Annotated in this window: 17 protein-coding genes; 10 read left to right on the top strand and 7 right to left on the bottom strand. The window is 64.8% G+C overall.

Annotation, left to right across the window (positions count from 1 at the left end):
* The first annotated feature begins 3 nt into the window (after positions 1 to 3).
* Both J1M81_RS18860 and J1M81_RS18855 read left to right on the top strand, forming a co-directional pair.
* Complete coding sequence (locus tag J1M81_RS18860) at positions 4 to 633, top strand: TetR/AcrR family transcriptional regulator (protein WP_306427547.1); 630 nt, start codon at positions 4 to 6, stop codon at positions 631 to 633.
* Positions 634 to 767: 134 nt separating this feature from the next.
* Entirely contained in the window at positions 768 to 2,315 is a 1,548-nt protein-coding gene (locus tag J1M81_RS18855) for a long-chain fatty acid--CoA ligase (protein ID WP_206498612.1), read from the top strand.
* Between the two features lie 37 nt (positions 2,316 to 2,352).
* On the opposite strand, the gene J1M81_RS18850 is transcribed toward J1M81_RS18855, so the two are convergent.
* Genes J1M81_RS18850 through J1M81_RS18840 form a run of 3 tightly spaced genes read right to left on the bottom strand, consistent with a single transcriptional unit; the run spans position 2,353 to position 4,902 of the window.
* A complete protein-coding gene (locus J1M81_RS18850) occupies positions 2,353 to 3,240 on the bottom strand; it encodes a siderophore-interacting protein (RefSeq protein WP_206498579.1) in 888 nt (295 codons plus the stop codon).
* Positions 3,241 to 3,250: 10 nt separating this feature from the next.
* Positions 3,251 to 4,297, bottom strand: coding sequence for an ABC transporter substrate-binding protein (locus tag J1M81_RS18845; protein ID WP_080729037.1), 1,047 nt, complete (start codon positions 4,295 to 4,297; stop codon positions 3,251 to 3,253).
* A gap of 23 nt (positions 4,298 to 4,320) precedes the next feature.
* The gene (locus tag J1M81_RS18840; protein ID WP_032368713.1) at positions 4,321 to 4,902 is read right to left on the bottom strand and encodes a TetR/AcrR family transcriptional regulator; all 582 of its coding nucleotides are present in this window, start codon (positions 4,900 to 4,902) and stop codon (positions 4,321 to 4,323) included.
* A gap of 102 nt (positions 4,903 to 5,004) precedes the next feature.
* Here J1M81_RS18840 and J1M81_RS18835 point away from each other — a divergent pair, with 102 nt between their 5' ends.
* From J1M81_RS18835 to J1M81_RS18820, 4 genes are read left to right on the top strand one after another with little or no spacing between them, the layout of a single operon-like run.
* The gene (locus tag J1M81_RS18835) at positions 5,005 to 5,919 is read left to right on the top strand and encodes a metal-dependent hydrolase (RefSeq protein ID WP_027494703.1); all 915 of its coding nucleotides are present in this window, start codon (positions 5,005 to 5,007) and stop codon (positions 5,917 to 5,919) included.
* Positions 5,916 to 7,025 carry a PDR/VanB family oxidoreductase gene (locus J1M81_RS18830; protein WP_283348107.1) on the top strand — a complete coding sequence of 370 codons (1,110 nt, stop codon included), beginning with the start codon at positions 5,916 to 5,918 and terminating at the stop codon, positions 7,023 to 7,025. The genes J1M81_RS18835 and J1M81_RS18830 overlap by 4 nt, the downstream gene beginning before the upstream one ends.
* A gap of 15 nt (positions 7,026 to 7,040) precedes the next feature.
* Complete coding sequence (locus J1M81_RS18825; RefSeq protein ID WP_206498578.1) at positions 7,041 to 8,564, top strand: NAD(P)/FAD-dependent oxidoreductase; 1,524 nt, start codon at positions 7,041 to 7,043, stop codon at positions 8,562 to 8,564.
* Positions 8,561 to 9,394: an SDR family NAD(P)-dependent oxidoreductase gene (locus J1M81_RS18820; RefSeq protein WP_094644157.1), complete on the top strand. Its 834-nt coding sequence runs from the start codon at positions 8,561 to 8,563 to the stop codon at positions 9,392 to 9,394. The genes J1M81_RS18825 and J1M81_RS18820 overlap by 4 nt, the downstream gene beginning before the upstream one ends.
* A gap of 16 nt (positions 9,395 to 9,410) precedes the next feature.
* Here the strand turns inward: J1M81_RS18820 and J1M81_RS18815 are convergent, their stop codons facing one another.
* Entirely contained in the window at positions 9,411 to 10,055 is a 645-nt protein-coding gene (locus tag J1M81_RS18815) for a TetR/AcrR family transcriptional regulator (protein WP_094644156.1), read from the bottom strand.
* A gap of 124 nt (positions 10,056 to 10,179) precedes the next feature.
* On the opposite strand from J1M81_RS18815, the gene J1M81_RS18810 reads away from it, so the two are divergent.
* The 4 genes from J1M81_RS18810 to J1M81_RS18795 are packed head-to-tail and all read left to right on the top strand — an operon-like array spanning position 10,180 to position 14,661.
* Positions 10,180 to 11,313 (top strand): VOC family protein, encoded by a 1,134-nt coding sequence (locus J1M81_RS18810; protein ID WP_045841497.1) that lies wholly within the window; start codon positions 10,180 to 10,182, stop codon positions 11,311 to 11,313.
* Positions 11,310 to 12,245, top strand: a complete 936-nt coding sequence (locus tag J1M81_RS18805; protein ID WP_206498577.1) for a fumarylacetoacetate hydrolase family protein — start codon at positions 11,310 to 11,312, stop codon at positions 12,243 to 12,245. The genes J1M81_RS18810 and J1M81_RS18805 overlap by 4 nt, the downstream gene beginning before the upstream one ends.
* A complete protein-coding gene (locus J1M81_RS18800; RefSeq protein WP_206498576.1) occupies positions 12,242 to 13,849 on the top strand; it encodes a bifunctional 3-(3-hydroxy-phenyl)propionate/3-hydroxycinnamic acid hydroxylase in 1,608 nt (535 codons plus the stop codon). Before J1M81_RS18805 ends, J1M81_RS18800 begins: the two co-directional genes overlap by 4 nt.
* A complete protein-coding gene (locus J1M81_RS18795) occupies positions 13,846 to 14,661 on the top strand; it encodes an SDR family oxidoreductase (protein ID WP_032392900.1) in 816 nt (271 codons plus the stop codon). The genes J1M81_RS18800 and J1M81_RS18795 overlap by 4 nt, the downstream gene beginning before the upstream one ends.
* Here the strand turns inward: J1M81_RS18795 and J1M81_RS18790 are convergent.
* The 3 genes from J1M81_RS18790 to J1M81_RS18780 all read right to left on the bottom strand — a co-directional run bounded on the left by J1M81_RS18790 (position 14,658) and on the right by J1M81_RS18780 (position 17,662).
* The gene (locus J1M81_RS18790; protein ID WP_155288933.1) at positions 14,658 to 15,758 is read right to left on the bottom strand and encodes a S9 family peptidase; all 1,101 of its coding nucleotides are present in this window, start codon (positions 15,756 to 15,758) and stop codon (positions 14,658 to 14,660) included. The genes J1M81_RS18795 and J1M81_RS18790 overlap by 4 nt on opposite strands.
* 53 nt (positions 15,759 to 15,811) lie before the next feature.
* Entirely contained in the window at positions 15,812 to 16,933 is a 1,122-nt protein-coding gene (locus J1M81_RS18785; protein ID WP_051365299.1) for a HoxN/HupN/NixA family nickel/cobalt transporter, read from the bottom strand.
* Positions 16,934 to 17,059: 126 nt separating this feature from the next.
* On the bottom strand, positions 17,060 to 17,662 hold the full coding sequence (locus J1M81_RS18780) for a TetR/AcrR family transcriptional regulator (protein WP_371831421.1): 603 nt from the start codon (positions 17,660 to 17,662) through the stop codon (positions 17,060 to 17,062).
* Positions 17,663 to 17,762 lie beyond the last annotated feature (100 nt).

Genomic DNA, 17,762 nt, shown 5'->3' with positions numbered 1-17,762 from the left:
ATCATGACAACCATGCCGGCTGCAAGCACACCCAAGTGGAATCGACTGGAACCGGACGAGCGACGGACCCAGATCCTGGCCGCCGCCGTTCGCTTGTTCGGCGACAAGCCGTACGCCGAGGTCTCCATGGCCGACGTGGCTGCGGCTGCGGGTGTTGCACGCGGGCTCATTCATCACTACATCGGCAGCAAACGGGATCTGTACCTCGAGTGTGTTCGTTTCCTGGTCACCGTGCCGCCGATCGAGGACGTGCACTTGCCCACGGGCTCGGTCGAGGAGAGGGCTCGCGGGAGTGTGCACTGGCTGGTGGGCGTCATCGAGGCACACGGAACGGCGTGGGTGTCGGTGGCGAGCGGCTCGGGCGTGGACCAGCAGGTGGCGCAGATTCTGGACGAGGCGGACGACCTTGCCGCCGAGCGCGTCTTGGACGCAACGGCTTTCGAGACACACCGCGGCGACAGACGCATCGCAACGTCGGCAGTGCGGGCGTTCGGCGGCATGGTGAAGGCGGCAGGTCGCGAGTGGCTGGTGCGCGGCACGCTGACCCGGGACCAGGTGGAAACACTTCTGACAGACGTGCTCGTCACCGTTCTCTCCACCGCACGCTCTCTCGACAACGCCCCAGAACGGTAGCTGGGCAATCCTTTTCACGGTTCACATCCCGTCGATCACCCACGGCTTCGCTATTGACACCACGCCAACAAGGTGGAACTGTGACCGTATTCACTCGGGCGTACCGCGCCCCCTCTCGCACAAGGGACCTCGCCATGTATCTCACTCAAGGCCTCCATCGCTCCGCAGCCACCACACCTGATCGCGCTGCAACGGTGTTCGGCGATCGCGTGCGCACCTTCTCGGAACAGATCGATCGTGTGGCGAGGTTGGCGGCCGGTCTGCATTCCGTCGGAGTCGAGAGCGGCGATCGAGTGGCAATGCTGGCGTTCAACAGTGATCGCTACTCCGAGTACCTGCTTGCGGTCCCGTGGGCCGATGCCGTGCTCAATCCCGTCAACATTCGGTGGTCACCCGTCGAAGTTGCGTATGCACTCAACGACTCCGGGACCAAGGTACTCATCGTCGACGACACCTTCGGGGCGATGGTTCCGGCTCTACGCGCGTCGTGCCCCGACCTGGCCACCGTCGTCTACTGCGGGGACGGTTCCACCCCTGACGGCATGGTGTCGTACGAGGATCTGGTGGCATCCCACGGTCCCGTTCCCGATGTACGACGCAGCGGCGACGCCCTGGCCGGCCTCTTCTACACCGGCGGCACCACCGGATTCCCCAAGGGCGTCATGCTCTCCCACGCGAATCTGGTGACGTCCGGCCTGGGGACGGTGGCCACCGGACAGCTGCTCGACGACGCGTCGGTACTGCTCCACGCCGCACCGATGTTCCACCTCGCCGATCTGGCTGCATGGGTAGGGCAGGTCATGCTCGGTGGCACCCATGTCATGGTTCCGTTCTTCGAGCCGACCGCCGTCCTCGGCGCGATCGCGAAGCATTCGATCACCGATGTTCTGCTGGTACCGACGATGATTCAGCTTCTGGTCGACCACCCCACGTTGAGCGAGTTCGACACCTCGTCACTCAGCCGCGTGCTGTACGGAGGATCCCCCATCTCCGCCGGGGTCCTCGAACGGACCCTCGCCCGGCTACCGCAGGCCCGCCTCACTCAGGCCTACGGCATGACAGAACTCGCGCCGGTCGCATCTCTGCTGTGGCCGGAACATCATGTTGGACAACGTATCGGCTCGGCGGGACGCGCGGCCCCTCACTCGGAGATCTGCATCCTCGGCCCGGACGACGAGCAGCTCGCCACCGGTGACGTCGGCGAAATCTGCGTCCGCGGCGGTCATGTGATGCTGGGGTACTGGAACAAGCCGGAGGAGACCGCGGCCGCCGTTAGAGACGGCTGGATGCACACCGGCGACGTGGGTTACCTCGACTCCGACGGATTCCTGTTCGTCGTCGACCGCTTGAAGGACATGATCATCACCGGCGGCGAGAACGTCTACAGCGCCGAGGTGGAGAGTGCGCTCAGTCGTCATCCCGCCGTTCTGGCCTGTGCCGTGATCGGCGTTCCGGACGAGGAGTGGGGTGAACGAGTTCATGCGTGTGTCGTTCTGGCCGAGGGACTCTCACCCACGACAGCCGAGTTACGCGAGCACACTCGCACCTACGTTGCCGGGTACAAGACTCCCCGCACCATCGAGTTCGTGACGGCGCTACCCATGAGCGGAGCAGGCAAGATCCTCAAGCGCGACCTGCGTGACGCCTACGTGGCCAAGGAATCGGCCGACGCAGTTCTGTGATCGCGCGACGGCGAATGCCGTCCGTCGAGTCCTCGAGTCACAGTCCGGCGCGCTCGAGAATCTCGTCCCAGTGGATCTCGGCCTCGGCCTCACCCATGCCAGCGGACGCGATGCGCTCGTAGTCGCCGATCAGTGAATCGGCGACCCGCTCATAGCGTTCGATCCATGCTTCCTTGTCGTCTCGCCAGTATCCGACGACGGCCATGCGGCGGGCAGGGAATGCGATCTCACTGCGGAAGTGCTTACGTATGCCTCTACCCGCCGACGCCTCACCGCCGAACCAGACGTACCCGTTTCCCGTCGGAACTCGGAACGTGCGCACAGCATCGACGAGTTGCGATGGTGCGCGCCCGTTTCCGGCCACCCTCCAGTCCATCGTCACCGAGGCCGCCGATCGAACGTCCAACACGTCGTCGCCGTGAGCCACCTCGACGATCGCATGCGCGCGGAGTCCGGCAGGCAGCTGCTCGAGAGCACGGCACAGAGCGGGTAGCCCCGGTAGATCGGCGATCAACAACATCCACTCCGTGTCGGCGGGCGGCTCGTACCACGACCGTGTTCCCCACATCCCCAGCGCCGTACCCGGCTCGGCCGAGCGAGCCCAGTCCGCGGCCACGCCGCCGACGTGGTCCACGAAGTCGATCGTGATCCGGTCGCCGTCCCAGCGCCGGACGGTGTAATTGCGGCATTCACGAACCACGTCGTCGTGATGCGCGAGAACGCCGTCGCGTCGGATCATCTCGGGCGGTACGTCCTCTCCGTCGGCCGGAAAGTACAGGTGCACGATTTCGTCGGGCACTCCACTCGACTCGAACCCGCGCGCATCGGAAGCATCGAACACGACTCGAATCAGCGACGGCGACAAGCGGTTCGCTTCGATTACTCGCGCTGTGAGGTAACCGCCCTCGTCACGTCGGCCGGCCATGACGAGGCCTTCAGCTCTGCTCTGCCGGCTCGATGAACATCTTTTCGATGTCGTCCATGATTTTGCCCAGGCCGATCGGGTCCGATGAATTCCACACGCTCGCCGAGACCCAGTGCACCCGATTCTGCTGCACGGCAGGCAGTGTGGACCACAACGGTGCAGCACTGATCGCGTCCCGTTCGCTGTCGGCACCCTGGTCGGTGTACACGAACAGGGTGTCGGCGGAGTTCAGCGTGTTCAGCGTCTCGTCGGTGATGTCGATACGAAACAGGCTCGGATCCTGCTGGCCCTCCGGCTGCGCCATGCCCAGACCACGGAAGGCGATGCTCTCACCCGTTCCGACGCGAATCGAGTACTCCCCGCGCTCGCTCAATCGAACAGCGGAGACCGGCTTGTCGGCCAGGTCCGCGTCGGCAACTCGCTGCTTCAGCGCGGCCATCCGGTCCATCAGATTCTGCATGAGGTCCGTTGCCTCGCTCTGCTTTCCGAGCACATCCCCTATGGCCGCGACTCCATGCGAGACGTCCTCGAGCGACACCCCGTCGTTGTAGGCGAAGCCGTAGGTCGGCACTCCGCTGGCGGCGAGCTTGTCGTAGATCTCCTTGTTCCACGCCTTCTCGCCTTCGCCGTCGTACCCGGCGACCACCACGATCAGGTCGGGGTCCTGAGCCAGGATTCCCTCGACGTTGGGATCGAAGCCGCCACCCTCACCCGCTATGTTTGCGATGTCGCCGATGCGCTCGTCGACGTGCGCGGGTAGCGCCAGCGGGTTGAAGGACGCGGCCACGGGATTCACTTCGAGCGACAGCATCAGGGCCAGTGAGATGGGGTCGGCGGCGACGACCCGGGCGGGTCGCTCGGGAACCTCGACCGGGCCGAAGTAGTCCTGCACCGTCCTGGTGCCGGCGGCCTCGGCTGGACCGGACGGTTCCGACGTGGCGCTCGAGCATCCGACCAGAGCCAGAGAGAGAGCGCCGAGGAGCGTGTACAGCCCGGCAGAGGCGGAACGTCTCATCCGGCCGGTTGCACGGCCGTGGAACACGAAGAATCGAGGCATGACTGGGCAGCCTAGCCTAACTCCTAGCCGCGGTGGTCATCGCCGACAAGCAACGGCACGATGCTGCGGTGCGCGAAGGCCAGCAGATCGTCGTACGTCTCGAGTGCAGCACCCGCTGCCGGAGTCAGCAGAATCGAATGCACGACGCGGACCACGATTTCCGGGGCGTCGGGTACTGCGAAACTGTCCGAGTCCAGCCCTCCCCGGGCGATCTGGGCGGCAGCGTCTATTGCAGACGCGAGCAGGGTCGACGCATTGGTCGTCAACTGTTCGAGTACCAACGCACTCTCGGAGTCGAACATCTTGAGCAGGACGGGATTGGTTCGCACCGACTCGATCGTCGTCGCGAATCCGTGCGCGGCACGATCCGCCCGAGACGATTGTTCGGCGGCCGCTGCCGCCACCGCGACGAACAGTCTCGTCGACTCACGTGCCATGACCGCGCGCACCAGCTCGTCCTTGGATCCGATGCGGCGATAGACCGTCACCCGGTTGATCTTGGCGCGCTTGGCCACGTCCCCGATGGTCGTTCTGGGGATGCCGACCTCGCCGAACAACTCCAACGCGGCATCGAGGATCGGCCCGTCGTCACCGTCTGGATGCATCGTCCGATCCTAACGGCACCCTCGATGATTGTATGCAACATTGCAACACTATCTGTTGCTATGTAGCATCACCTCATCAGCATTTCGACGAATGGAGCTCGAATGTCTCGTGACCGAGCGATCGACCCGAACGCGCGCCACCTGGACGAGTCCTATGCGATCGTGGCCCGCGCGGTGACGTTCGACTGGACCGGCGTTCCGCTGCAGTACATTCCGCACGAGTGGTACGCCACGCACTTCTGGAACGTGATGCACCTGGTGCTGCCGGAGGGCGAACGGGCGATGGCCGACGTGTTCGCCCTCGCGCTTCCGTACATCGACGACCGCAGACTGCACGAGGAGGTCGTCGGTTTCGTCGGACAAGAAGCCACGCACGCGTCCTCGCACGAGAGCTTTCGTACGTACCTCGTCGCGCACGGCGTCGACATCGAGCCGATCCTGCAGCGCATTCGATTCGCGGTGGGCGTGGTGTTCGGCGATCACGGCCTCACCGGCCGCGCGGGCAAAGCGTGGCTGAACGAGCGCCTCGGGATCTACGCCGCAGCCGAACATTTCACCGCAGTAGTGGGCGAATGGCTGTTGGACAACACCGAATTCGATCGCCTCGGTGTCGATCCGACGATGCTGGACCTGCTTCGCTGGCACGGAGCCGAGGAACTCGAACACCGCAACGTTGCCTTCGACGCATTCCAGTACGTCGACGGGGGTGCGTTTCGCCGCGCCCGCACCGCGGTGATAGCCAGCGCGGGGTTGGCCGTGCTCTGGTTCAGCACCGCCGCGTACCTGTACAAGAACTCGGTGGCCACCCCGCGCACCGGGAAGCGCCGACTTCGCACCCCCTGGCCTCTCGCCTTCGCACGAGCATCCCGCAAGCAACTGATACCGGGCCTGTCGTTTCTGTTCGTACAACTCGCCCTGTACATCCGACCGGGTTTTCACCCATCGAAGATGGGCGACATCGACAAGGCCGTGCGATACCTGGCGACGTCACCTGCAGCACTGGCGGCCCAGCAGTGACCACCGAAACAGCCCCGAGACACAGCCATCTGGGTGAGATCACGGTGACCGACCCCGGCCGTGGTCTCCGAGCCATCGCTACGGCATCTCGGGTGTACGCAAGACTGGTCACCGACTCGTCCGTCGTGACCGCCCTCTCCCCGGCGCGACCGCGCCGATGCGTCGGCTACGAATTCGAGACCACCATCGACGAGATCGTCGACGAGGCCGAGGACGTGCGCTCACTTCTACTGCGTCGCAGCGACGGAAGCGCAATGCCGACCTGGTTGCCCGGTGCACACATCGACGTGACCACACCGGCAGGCTCGGTTCGGCAGTACTCGCTCGCAGGTCGGCCGGCAGGAGGCGATCGATATCGCATCGGTGTCCGCAGGATCCCCGGCGGCGCGGCCTCCACCGAGATACACGGTCTCGTTCCAGGAGACACCTTCCGAGTCCGTGGACCCCGCAACGCATTTCCCATGGCCGCCGCCGAGCACTACTTGTTCGTCGCGGCCGGCATCGGCATCACCCCCATTCGGTCCATGATCGAGCGCGCCGTCGCCGACGGCACACGGTGGACCCTCTACTACCACGGGAGATCTCGCGCGAGCCTGCCGTTCGTCGCCGAACTGCAGCATCTGGCGCTCACCTCCCGCGGGCACGTGATCGTCAAAACCGATGACGTGGACGGACTTCCGAGTCCGTCGGACATCGTCGATCTTGGGACGGGACCCTCGGCCCTGTACGTCTGCGGCCCCGCGGCACTCTCGCGCCGGCTGCGCGAGGAGGCCACCCGAAGTACCGCGGTTCGGGAGTTCCACACCGAGCTGTTCGCGCCCGCCCCCGTGGTCGACGGCCGTCCGTTCGTGCTGAAGCTCGCACGGTCCGGCGACACCGTCGAAGTCGGCGCACAGGAGACCGCCCTCGACGCCCTCCGACGAGTCCGTCCCGATCAGCCGTTCTCCTGCCGCCAAGGTTTCTGCGGTGCCTGCGTCGTCGGCCTCACCGGCGGCCGCGTCGACCATCGCGATCGCGTGCTGAGCCGCACCGAACGCGAGAACTCACTCACCCTGTGCGTGTCACGCGCCGCGGTCGACGGCGACGTCGTCGTTCTCGATCTGTAGAAGGAGCCACACATCATGACCGACAACGACTCTGCCGCGTCGCATATCGACGTCGCCATCATCGGTGCCGGCTTCGGCGGTCTCGGAGCTGGAATACGGCTCGAACAGGAAGGCCGCGGCGACTTCTTGATCTTCGAGCGTGACAGCGCGGTCGGCGGGACGTGGCATGTGAACACCTATCCCGGCGCCCAGTGCGACATTCCCTCGGCGCTGTATTCGTTCTCGTTCGCACCCAACCCGGACTGGACCCGCCTGTATCCACTGCAGCCCGAGATCGAGCAGTACCTCAACGACTGCACCGACCGGTTCGGTATCCGGAATCGAATCCGGTTCGGACACGAGGTGCTCGACGCGACGTGGGACGACGACCGGGCGCGTTGGATCGTGCGAACGAGCGGCGGAACATGGACTTCTCGGATTCTGATCGGAGCCCTCGGCCCGTTCAGTGAACCCGCCACTCCCAGTATCGACGGTCTGGAATCGTTCGGAGGCAACGTCTTTCATTCGGCCCGATGGAACCATGACCATTCGGCCGAGGGTAAGCGTCTCGCCGTCATCGGCACCGGCGCATCGGCGGTGCAGTTCGTACCCCGACTCGCTCCGTCGGCCGCACATCTGACGCTCTTTCAACGCACGCCCACGTGGATCCTTCCCCACCCGGACCGTCCCATCTCCGAGTCCGGCAGATCCGCGCTGAGGAAGTTTCCGGCGGCTCAGCGCGCCATGCGTCGTACGTTCGATCTGTTCCAGGAAGCTCTGGTGCCCGGCCTGATTCGGCACCGCGCCCTGCTGACGCCGTTGACCGCACTGGGCCGGGCTCACCTACGCAGACAGGTGAAGGATCCCGTACTCCGCGAGAAGCTGACTCCCACCTACACATTCGGCTGCAAGCGGCCGACGTTCTCGAACAAGTTCTACCCCGCCCTGTGCCGCGACAACGTCACCGTCGAGACCACCGCCATCTCCCGCGTCGTGCCCGAGGGCGTCGTCACGACCGACGGAACGGTCCACGAGGTCGACACCATCGTTCTCGGAACAGGTTTCACCGTCGCCGGGCATTCAGGCTTTCGGCGCATCGTCGGTCGTGGCGGTCGGTCGTTGGCGCAGACCTGGCCCGACGGAGAGATGTCGTCGTATCGAGGGACGACGGTGCACGGCTTTCCGAACTTCTTCATGGTGCTCGGCCCCAACTCGGTGGTGTACACCTCGCAGGTCGTCACCATCGAAGCACAGGTGAACTACGTTCTCGCAGCACTGCGGGCGATGGACGACAAGCGCTTGGCCGCAATCGACGTCACCCGCACTGCACAGACGGAATTCGCGGACTACACGGACGAACGGTTGGCCGGTTCGGTGTGGAACTCGGGTGGGTGCAGCAGCTACTACCTGAGCCCATCGGGCCGCAACGTCACCTACTGGCCGGGTTCGGTACGCAACTTCACCCGTCGTATGTCGACCATCGAACTCGACCACTATTCCTGCCGCAGTGCCACTCTCGATGTGCCGGGCACACTCGCCGTCACCGAGGAGTCCGCATGAGGAACCACATGGACCTCACCGGCAAGGTCGCACTGGTGACCGGCGGTGCACGCGGCATCGGTGCCGCGACCGTAGCAAAACTGGTGGCCGCCGGTGCATCCGTGGCAGTGGTGGATCTTCACTTCCCGACCGACGCGGCGGGCGCTGCACGGGTGTTGCTGTTGACCGGGGACGTCACGGATCCGGAGGCGATGACGGAGTGCGTGCAGGCGACGGTGCGCGCCTTCGGCGGGATCGACATCGTGATCGCCAACGCCGGCATCACACCGCCGCCTGCCACCATCAGGACCGTCGACCGCGCGGTGTTCGACTCCGTCATGGCGGTCAACTTCGGCGGTGTGCTCACCATCGTCCGCGCCGCGGCGGACGAGATCGTGACCAGTGGTGGGCACATTCTGCTCGTATCGTCCTGTGCTGCATTCACTCCTGGCATGGGCGGGTCTGCCTACATGGTCAGCAAGGCAGCCGTGGAACAGCTGGGCCGCGCGCTACGCATCGAACTCGCAGCGGTCGGTGCATCGGCCGGTCTGGCGTACTTCGGGGTGGTCGACACCGATCTGGCGCGCCACACCCTCGACAACGATCCGATGGGGCAGCGGATCGGTGCATTTCTCCCCTGGCCGTTGAGCCGTCGACTCCCGTCCTCACGGGCGGCGGACCTCCTGGTCGACGCGGTCCGTACGCGTCGAGCACGGCTGATCGCCCCCGCAGTGTGGGCACCGTACTTCTGGTTCCGTGGGATCCTCAACCCGATCCTGGAGTGGAAGCTACTGCGTGACAACGCAGTCGGCGATATCATTCGCGACCTCGAACACAGCCGGGCGCACTGACACCCGGACGGGCCCGTTACGCGTCGACGCTGGGAACCGCGTCCAGCGGAGGCAGGGTCCGCGCACACAGCTCACGCGCATCCGCGTCGGACATCCCGAGGGCGAGCAGCACGCTGTGCGCCATGTTGTCGACGGCGTCGACGTCGCTTCGTTCCGGCTGTTCGAGCAGTAGTTGCCCCATGCCCAGCAGTGCCCCCGCTGCCAGGGCCAGAGCCAGCTGGGTGTCCTGCACGCGGAAGTGCCCGCTCAGCACTCCGGCTTCGATGTCACGCGAGGCCCGCGGACCGAGACCGTGCTTCGAGGTGATCAACTCGGGCCCGGAGTGGATGAGCACTCGGCTCAGATCCGGTTGTTGCCGGAACAGTCGGCCGGCGATGCGGAACGACCGGGTGAACGCTTCCGCGGGATCGTCCTCGTCGTCGCTCAGCGAGTCCAGATAGATGCCCAACAGCTCGAGGGCACCGTCTACCGCAGCCTGGAACAGCTGCTCTCGGCTCTCGAAATGGTTGTAGAACGACCCCATGCCGACGTCTGCGGCCTGAGTGATCTCGGCAATCGGCACGTGCAATTCGCCGCGGGCGATGAAGCTCTGCGCGGCAGAGATCAGGGCACCGCGCGTGCGCGCTTTGCGTCGCTCGAGGCGATTCGGGGTTTCGGTCATGGTCCCTACTCCTGAGTGCATTTGTCGCCGCCTTGACCCTTCCTCACCGCTGACGAATTTGTCAACACTCTTGACTGACCGATTAGTCATAGGTGACGATAGTGTCACCAACGAGGGAGGACTGATGGGACACGACGTCGACGGCCACAAGAACATGCATGTGGATCAGGGCGCGCTTCCAGGCGAACACCCGGGGAAAGCCAGCGATCCGATCATCAAGGTGCGCGACATCGCGTGGCTCGAGTTCCGCAAACCCGACCTGGCCAAGGCCGAGGCATTCGCGGTGGCGTTCGGTTTCACCGTCTCACTGCGCACGTCCGAGGAGATTCACCTGCGCGGCACGCACGTCGGTTCGCCGTGCGTGATCATCCGACGCGGCAAACGAACGCGGTTCGTCGGCGCGGCATTCGCTGCCGCAGAGGACGCCGACGTCGTCCGCCTCGCCGATGCCACCGGGCAGCGCGTGCACCGGCTACCCGACACACTCGGCGGCATCGCCGTCACTCTGACCGATCCAGGCGGACAGCCTGTGCAGATCGTGTCGGGCTACACCGAACATCCCGAACTCCCGGGCCAGGACGCGCACACCTACAACTTCGGCGATCCACGCAACCGGATCAACGCCACCCAGAGGCCCCCGCGTCAGCCGGCGCGCGTCCAACGGCTCGGGCACGTGGTGCTGCAGCGAGTGGACTACCTGGAGAATCTGAACTGGTACCTACACCACCTGGGTCTGATCGTCAGCGATTTCCTCTACTACGACGGCCAACGCGACCGTGGACCGGTGATGAGCTTCATCCGCTGCGATCGGGGCAGCATCCCGTCCGATCACCACACGCTCGCGATGACTCTCGGCCCGTCGAATCGCTACGTGCACTCGGCGTACCAGGTGACCGACATCGACGCCATCGCCGCCGGTGGCGAATTCCTCACCGAGCGTGGGTACAAGCACTCCTGGGGCATCGGCAGACACATCCAGGGCAGTCAGATCTTCGACTACTGGCGCGATCCCGACGGTTTCCTGGTGGAGCATTTCAGCGACGGCGACATGTTCGACAGCTCGCTCGAACCCGGCTGGGCACCGATGACGGCATCCGGCCTCGCCCAGTGGGGCCCACCGGCATCGAAGGACTTTCTCGGTATCGCCCCGAGCAAAGCCTCTCTGCACGAGCTCAAATCGATCCTGTCCTCCCTACGCACCGACAACGAGTTCGACACCGAACGCCTTCGCGGCCTGATGAAAGTGGCTTCCTCATGAGCATCGCTGTACTACGCACCGCCGACGCCTGGTGGGTCGAGACCCCGGCCGGGGCGTCGCGCATCGACACGTCGGCAACCACGACCGCCGAGCTTCTCGCCGATCGCGCCGCTGTGGACGCAGCGCGTACCGGCACCGATGTGCTTGCAGTGGAGACGCTTTCGCTCCTCTCCCCGGTCACCGCACCGTGCCGGGTAGTGGCGAACATGACCAATTTCGTCTCGCACGTCAAGGACTCGGGAATGAACCCCGACACGGTGCCACTGACGTTCTTTCGGAAGACGTCCGGTTCGATCAGCGGCCCCACCGACGACATCGTCAAGCCGACGCACGTGAAACTCCTCGACTACGAAATCGAGATCGGCCTGGTATTCGGCAAGACGCTGACCGTCGGCACCAAGATCGATGCCAGCAACGTGGCCGAGTACGTCGCCGGACTCGTCATCACCAACGACGTGTCTGCGCGAGACGTCCAACTACCGAAAACCCAGTTCTACGAGGGCAAGTCGTACCCCACGTTCACGCCGGTCGGCCCACGACTGCTCCTTCTCGAGGCCGGAGAATTCGACCGGTTCGGCGAGCTGACTCTGACACTGCGCGTCAACGGGACTGTGCGACAGGACAGTACCGTGGCCGACATGATTTACCGGCCGGTCGAATCGCTGAAGGCGCTGAGCAATTTCCAGCGGCTCGACGCGGGCGATCTGCTGCTCACCGGCACTCCCGGTGGTACTGCGCTGAAGGTTCCGGCCAAGCCGATCGAGATGATCGGATCCCTGATCCCGCCGGCGCTCAAGTGGAAGGTGTTCTTCAAGAAGCAGGCCAAGAATCCCGACTTCCTGCAGGACGGCGACGTTCTCGAACTGACGTGCTCCACCCCCGACGGATCCCTCGACCTGGGAGTGCAGCGCACCCGGGTCTCGTACCGATGACCGAACGCGGATCCGACGGCACCCACCACCCGGTGGTCATCGTCGGATCCGGCCCGACGGGCATGACGGCCGCTCTGCTGTTGGCGCAGTACGGCATCCCCTGCCTGGTGCTCGATCGCTGGGCCGACGTCTATCCGCGGCCGCGCGCAGTACATCTCGACGACGAGGTGTACCGAATTCTGCACGACATCGGTGTCGCAGAGGATTTCGCCGCTATCTCACGTCCCGGCCGTGGGCTGCGACTGTGCACCAAAGATCTGCGCATCCTGGCCGAGTTCGAACGCGATCCCGACGACAGACCACACGGCTATCCCCAGGCGAACATGTTCGATCAACCGGACCTCGAGCGCCTCATGCGCACGCACGTCGCCCGATACGACACGATCGAGATGCGCGGCGGGTGCGAGATCACCGACGTGCAGAACCTGAAAGATACGGTCCGAGTGTCGTACACATCCACCGAGGACGGAACCCCACACTGGGTGACCGCGGATTACGTACTGGGCTGCGACGGTGCCAACAGCATCGTGCGCCGGTCCATCGGGTCGAAGATGGAGGACCTCGGGTTCGCGCAACGGTGGTTGGTGATCGATATCGCCACCGATGCCGAACTCGATCAGTGGGACGGCGTTCACCAGGTGTGCGACTCCGAACGATCCGCCACGTACATGCGAATCGGTTCCACCCGCTACCGCTGGGAATTTCGGATGCTCGACGGCGAAACCCTCGACGAGTTCGAGGATCTCGCCGCTGTCCGGCCGCTCATAGCGCCGTGGCTGCGGCACGTCGACGACCCCTCGATGGAGCTGATTCGGAGCGCCGAGTACACATTTCGGGCGCAGGTGGCCGATAGCTGGCGGGATCGACGTGTGTTCGTCCTCGGCGACGCGGCGCACTTGACTCCACCGTTCATCGGACAGGGAATGGGCGCGGGTCTGCGTGATGCGCGCAACCTGGTCTGGAAGATTGTCGGGGCCCTCGACGGGCACGTCTCCGATTCGGCACTCGACAGTTACGAAATCGAGCGAAAGACTCATGCCACGGCCATGATTCGGATGGCCGTCGCCATGGGCTGGACAATGACCGGTGGCAGCCGACTGACCGGAATTCTGCGCACCACGCTCGCACCGGCTCTCGGCCACCTGCCCCTCATCGGAGCGAAGGTGTCCGACAGCGCCACTCCTCCGCTCACCCGTTCCGATTTCGTCCAGCGTCCGGCAGCGCAGATCCGTTCGGTGGTAGGCGCGCTGTGCCCCAACAGCTCCCTGGACAACGGCGCCCGACTGGACAGCATCGCGCCGGGACAGTTTCTCTTCGTCTCGACGACCCCGTTGACCGTCGAACAGCGACGCGAGGTCGATCGTCGTGGCGCTGTCGTCGTCGAGGTCGCGGCCTCCTCCGAGCTCGGACTGTGGTTGCGGCGCGGTCACGCGGTAGCGGCTGTCGTACGACCGGACCGAACCGTCATGGCGGCGGGTAAGTCGGTGCCGGCCTTGCACACCCGAGTTCCGAGCACCAGGTTGCGAAGAATCGATCGAACCACTCCCACGGCGGCAGTAGCCACCCCGAGAACCGGAAACACCGCAACGAAGAGGCGTAGATGAACACCGCACTTGTCACCGGAGCCACGTCCGGTATCGGCCAAGCTGTCGCCGAACTACTGCTCGCTCGCGGCTACCGCGTCATCGGCACGAGCCGCAGTTGTTCCACCGTGGTCGACCCCATCCCCGGGGTCGAGTACCGAGATCTCGATCTGACCGACCCGGACTCCATCCGGACGTTCGTCGACGGACTTGCCGACGTGGAGATCGATGTTCTGATCAACAATGCGGGCGAAAGCCAGTGCGGCCCCATCGAGGAACTCCCGATCGAGGCGGTCACCCGACTGTTCCAGCTCAACGTGTTCGGTGCCGTCGAGCTCATGCAAGCCGTACTGCCGGGGATGCGCGAACGCCGTCGGGGCAAGGTCGTCAATATCGGCTCGATGCTGGCCAGCTTCCCGTTGGCCTATCGCTCGTCGTACGCCGCGACCAAGGCAGCGATCAAGGGCTTCTCGACGGCGGCCCGCTTCGAGCTCGCGCCCTACGGGGTGGACATCACCACCGTCGAACCCGGCTCCATCGCCACCGGACTCTCCGCCCGCCGCACCAAGTACTGCGGACCGCATTCGCCGTACCTCCGCGACTTCACAACGGTGATCTCGCACCTCGACGCCAAGGAGGCACAGGGTATCTCCGCGGACACCGTGGCCGAGACGGTCCTGAAAGCCGTCGAGGACAAGAAGACTCGGCCCCTCTATGCCGTCGGCAGCAATGCTCCCGCAGTGTTCATGGCGCAGCGACTGCTGCCGCGCACCGTGCTCGAGAAGTTCACCGCCCGGGCATACGGACTGCCCAGCAAGCGACCGGTGACCTAGCGGAACAGCCCTGCGACGAACGGAATCGTGTCGGCCTGTGATTGCACGAGCGCTCCGCTGTGATCGGCGTCGTAGGGCCGGAAGGTCACCGGCTGACCGTTGGCGGTGAGCCTGGCGACGTACGCGGCGGTCGTCGGGAACGGGACATCGGTGTCCCGCAGCCCGTGGCCCATGAAGAACGGCTTGTCGAAGCCGGCCTCGGGCATGGCCATGTAGTCGTCGAGCACTGCGGTGAAATTCGGCAGGCTGGTCAGCGGCGCAGTGAAGAAATCACCGACCTTGACGCCCTCGAGCTGCTCCTCGAGGTCCGCGACACAGGCCGTCTCGGCCAGATCCACGTACGTCCTTCCTACGGGAGTGAGGATGTCGTCCAGGCCCAGCTCGGGGTGCGAATAGCGAAGAGCAGCAGCGATGTACGCGACGTACGCGGTCAGACCGGCCGGGAGCGCCACCGGCGGCATCCCCGGTCCACCGATCGAGACGAGCTTCTCGATGTACGCGGGAGTCCCGGTGCCCACTGCGCCGCGATAGTCCAGATCCGATCCACCGAATTCGGTTGCGTAGCGCGCGGTGTAGATCGCTGCGCCGCCGCCCTGAGACTGACCGACCGTCACCCACTTGCGCGAGAGTTGATCGCTGTAGTGGCGGCCTGCCTTCACCATGTCGACCACGTTGTGCGCCGTGGTCCGCCCGTCCAGATATGCCTGCAATCCTTCGGTGCCGAGGCCGGCATAGTCACTGGCCACAACGGCGTAGCCCTGCGCGAGCCAGTTACCGAGGTACGGCAGATCTCGTTCGGCCAGCGCCGGTCCCGCGACCGACGGCGCGCACGAGTCACCGAGCCCGGAGGTGCCGTGAGCCCACGAGATCACCGGCCAACCGCCCTCGGGCGCAGTGCCCTGAGGAAGGAAGACGGTGCCGGTGCTGAGCGCCTTCTCGCCGAACGTGTCGGTGGTGACGTAGGTGAGCACCTCGGCCGAGGACGAGCCAGGGATCCAGAATTCTTGCGGTAGAGCGCGACTGGAGACGACATCGCCGATGTTCTGGGTGATCGTCGGCGCAGCCGAGGCAGGGGCGGTCAGCAGGCCAGAAGCCATGCTCGACGCCAGCGCCGTAACTACTGCAAGGGCACCGATCCGACGACGAGCAATCACTGGGTCTCCGTTGCGTTCGAGTGTGCGCCACCGCGTTCGTCGATGCGCGCCACCTTGTAATACACGACCGCGCCGATCCAGACAACGAAAAACGTGCCGACGACGAGTTGGCCCGCGAGGTTGAGGTCGATGACGGCCAGTGCGTCCCACAGGCCACCGGTCAGCTCGAACTGCTCGGCAAGCAGCGTCAGCAGCTGGACCGTCCCGATCACCAACGCAACGAAGACCGACAGGCCCGTCATCGTCATGTTGTAGTAGATCTTGCGGACCGGAGTGACGAACGCCCAGCCGTACGCCTTGGACATGAAGATGCCGTCGATCGTGTCCATCGTGGTCATGCCCGCGGCGAACAGGACCGGAAGCGCGATGATCGCCATCGGTGGGAGTCCGCCGGCGATAGCGGTGGTGCCGGCGATCGCGAGTAGACCGACCTGAGTCGCGGTGTCGAAACCGAGTCCGAACAGTAAGCCGAGCGGGTACATCTGCCACGAGTGGTTGATCATCTTGTCGTAGCGGCCCCGGAACAGTCGATTCATCAAGCCACGCTTGGCCAACAGCTCGTCGAGCCCGGCCTCGGTGACGTCACCTCGTTTTGCGCGCCGCCAGACTCCGACGATGCCGGCGAGGACCGCGATGTTCAGCGCGGCGATAAGGTACAGGAAGGTTCCGGACACCAACGTGCCGATGATGCCGCCGACCCCGGCGAACGCGTCCTGAAACGCCGTCGCCTGCGACGCGACGAAGGCAATCGCGGCGACGAAGACGAACACGACGGTCGAATGCCCGAGCGAGAAGAACAGCCCGACGGCCAACGGCCGCTTGCCCTTCTGCAGCAGAAAGCGGGTGGTGTCGTCGATGGCGGCGATGTGATCGGCGTCGAACGCATGCCTGAGACCGAGGGTGTACGCCAGCACACCGGCTCCGGCGTAGACGAGAGTGCCGTCGGCTCCGGTGAGGCCGTGAATGCTCGGAATCGAGTCGTAGTGGGTGAACAGGCCCCAACCGATCACATGCAGAGCGGCGATGAAGCCGGCCATCGCCAGCAGTCGCGGCACCTCGTCACGAGTGAATCGACTCTGCCGTCGGCCGATCTCGACGGGCGAAAGTTGGGTCGTCATGTCGATCATTGTCTCCGATAACGACGATTTGCTCTTCCTGTGCGCGGCGCAGAGGTGACCTCAGCGCCCACTATTCGTATCTGCAGGCGGAATCCCGCTTACGTAGTCGAATTGTGGGCGCTGAGGTCAGTGCAATACCCCCAATGCCGCCAATGCCATTGCTCGAAGCACCGGTCGAGCATTGCGCGACGGCGTGCGGCCCGCGCTGTAGGGCGTGGAGTTGATGAGTCCGAACACCGCGTGCGCGGTGGTTCGGGCATCGGCCTCGTTCAGTTCCGGGTCGACGGCACACAGGGTCGCCACCCACAGTTCCACGTACTCGCGCTGCATGCGGCGCACCTTGCGTCGCGCTCCCTCAGGGAGGCTCTGCAGGTCGCGATCCTGAATTCGAATGAAAGCCGGTGTCTCGAAAGCGAAGTCGAGGTGGAAGTCCACCAGGGCCGACACCGTCTCCTCATCGACCTTCCGCGAGCCGACCACCTCGCGACCGCCGTCGAGCAGATACTCCGAGATTCCGACCATCAGTTCGACGAGCACCGCCTCCTTGTTCGGGAAGTGGCGATAGACGGCCGGTCCACTGATGCCGACGGCTGCACCCAGATCCTCGAGCCGCACCGACGTGAACCCGCGTTCGGCGAACAGCGAGGCCGCGGCATCGAGCAGTTGCTGCCGACGTTCGGCTTTGCGTTGCTCACGCACCGTGGCCGGCTTGACCTCGATCTCCTGCACAGCCACCCCCTCGAACCTGGACTCTCGGTTAATCGTAGTTTACTATCATGTCAGTTATCAACCATTAACTGAACCCTGTGTGACACCGACGTCCAACCCC

It is taken from the genome of Rhodococcus sp. KRD175 (assembly GCF_017168275.1).
Classification (GTDB): Bacteria; Actinomycetota; Actinomycetes; order Mycobacteriales; family Mycobacteriaceae; genus Rhodococcoides; species Rhodococcoides fascians.
Note: the sequence above shows the minus strand (reverse complement) of the source record. Positions and strands in the feature narration are given on the sequence as shown.

What these genes read in the sequence shown, in the direction of transcription:
- J1M81_RS18840 (WP_032368713.1), bottom strand. Translation starts at nt 4,902, where the DNA reads ATGCATCCAGACGGTGACGACGGGCCGATCCTCGATGCCGCGTTGGAG.
- J1M81_RS18825 (WP_206498578.1), top strand. Translation starts at nt 7,041, where the DNA reads ATGACCGACAACGACTCTGCCGCGTCGCATATCGACGTCGCCATCATC.
- J1M81_RS18855 (WP_206498612.1), top strand. Translation starts at nt 768, where the DNA reads ATGTATCTCACTCAAGGCCTCCATCGCTCCGCAGCCACCACACCTGAT.
- J1M81_RS18805 (WP_206498577.1), top strand. Translation starts at nt 11,310, where the DNA reads ATGAGCATCGCTGTACTACGCACCGCCGACGCCTGGTGGGTCGAGACC.
- J1M81_RS18815 (WP_094644156.1), bottom strand. Translation starts at nt 10,055, where the DNA reads ATGACCGAAACCCCGAATCGCCTCGAGCGACGCAAAGCGCGCACGCGC.
- J1M81_RS18835 (WP_027494703.1), top strand. Translation starts at nt 5,005, where the DNA reads ATGTCTCGTGACCGAGCGATCGACCCGAACGCGCGCCACCTGGACGAG.
- J1M81_RS18845 (WP_080729037.1), bottom strand. Translation starts at nt 4,297, where the DNA reads ATGCCTCGATTCTTCGTGTTCCACGGCCGTGCAACCGGCCGGATGAGA.
- J1M81_RS18820 (WP_094644157.1), top strand. Translation starts at nt 8,561, where the DNA reads ATGAGGAACCACATGGACCTCACCGGCAAGGTCGCACTGGTGACCGGC.
- J1M81_RS18860 (WP_306427547.1), top strand. Translation starts at nt 4, where the DNA reads ATGACAACCATGCCGGCTGCAAGCACACCCAAGTGGAATCGACTGGAA.
- J1M81_RS18795 (WP_032392900.1), top strand. Translation starts at nt 13,846, where the DNA reads ATGAACACCGCACTTGTCACCGGAGCCACGTCCGGTATCGGCCAAGCT.
- J1M81_RS18785 (WP_051365299.1), bottom strand. Translation starts at nt 16,933, where the DNA reads ATGACGACCCAACTTTCGCCCGTCGAGATCGGCCGACGGCAGAGTCGA.
- J1M81_RS18850 (WP_206498579.1), bottom strand. Translation starts at nt 3,240, where the DNA reads ATGGCCGGCCGACGTGACGAGGGCGGTTACCTCACAGCGCGAGTAATC.
- J1M81_RS18790 (WP_155288933.1), bottom strand. Translation starts at nt 15,758, where the DNA reads ATGGCTTCTGGCCTGCTGACCGCCCCTGCCTCGGCTGCGCCGACGATC.
- J1M81_RS18810 (WP_045841497.1), top strand. Translation starts at nt 10,180, where the DNA reads ATGGGACACGACGTCGACGGCCACAAGAACATGCATGTGGATCAGGGC.
- J1M81_RS18800 (WP_206498576.1), top strand. Translation starts at nt 12,242, where the DNA reads ATGACCGAACGCGGATCCGACGGCACCCACCACCCGGTGGTCATCGTC.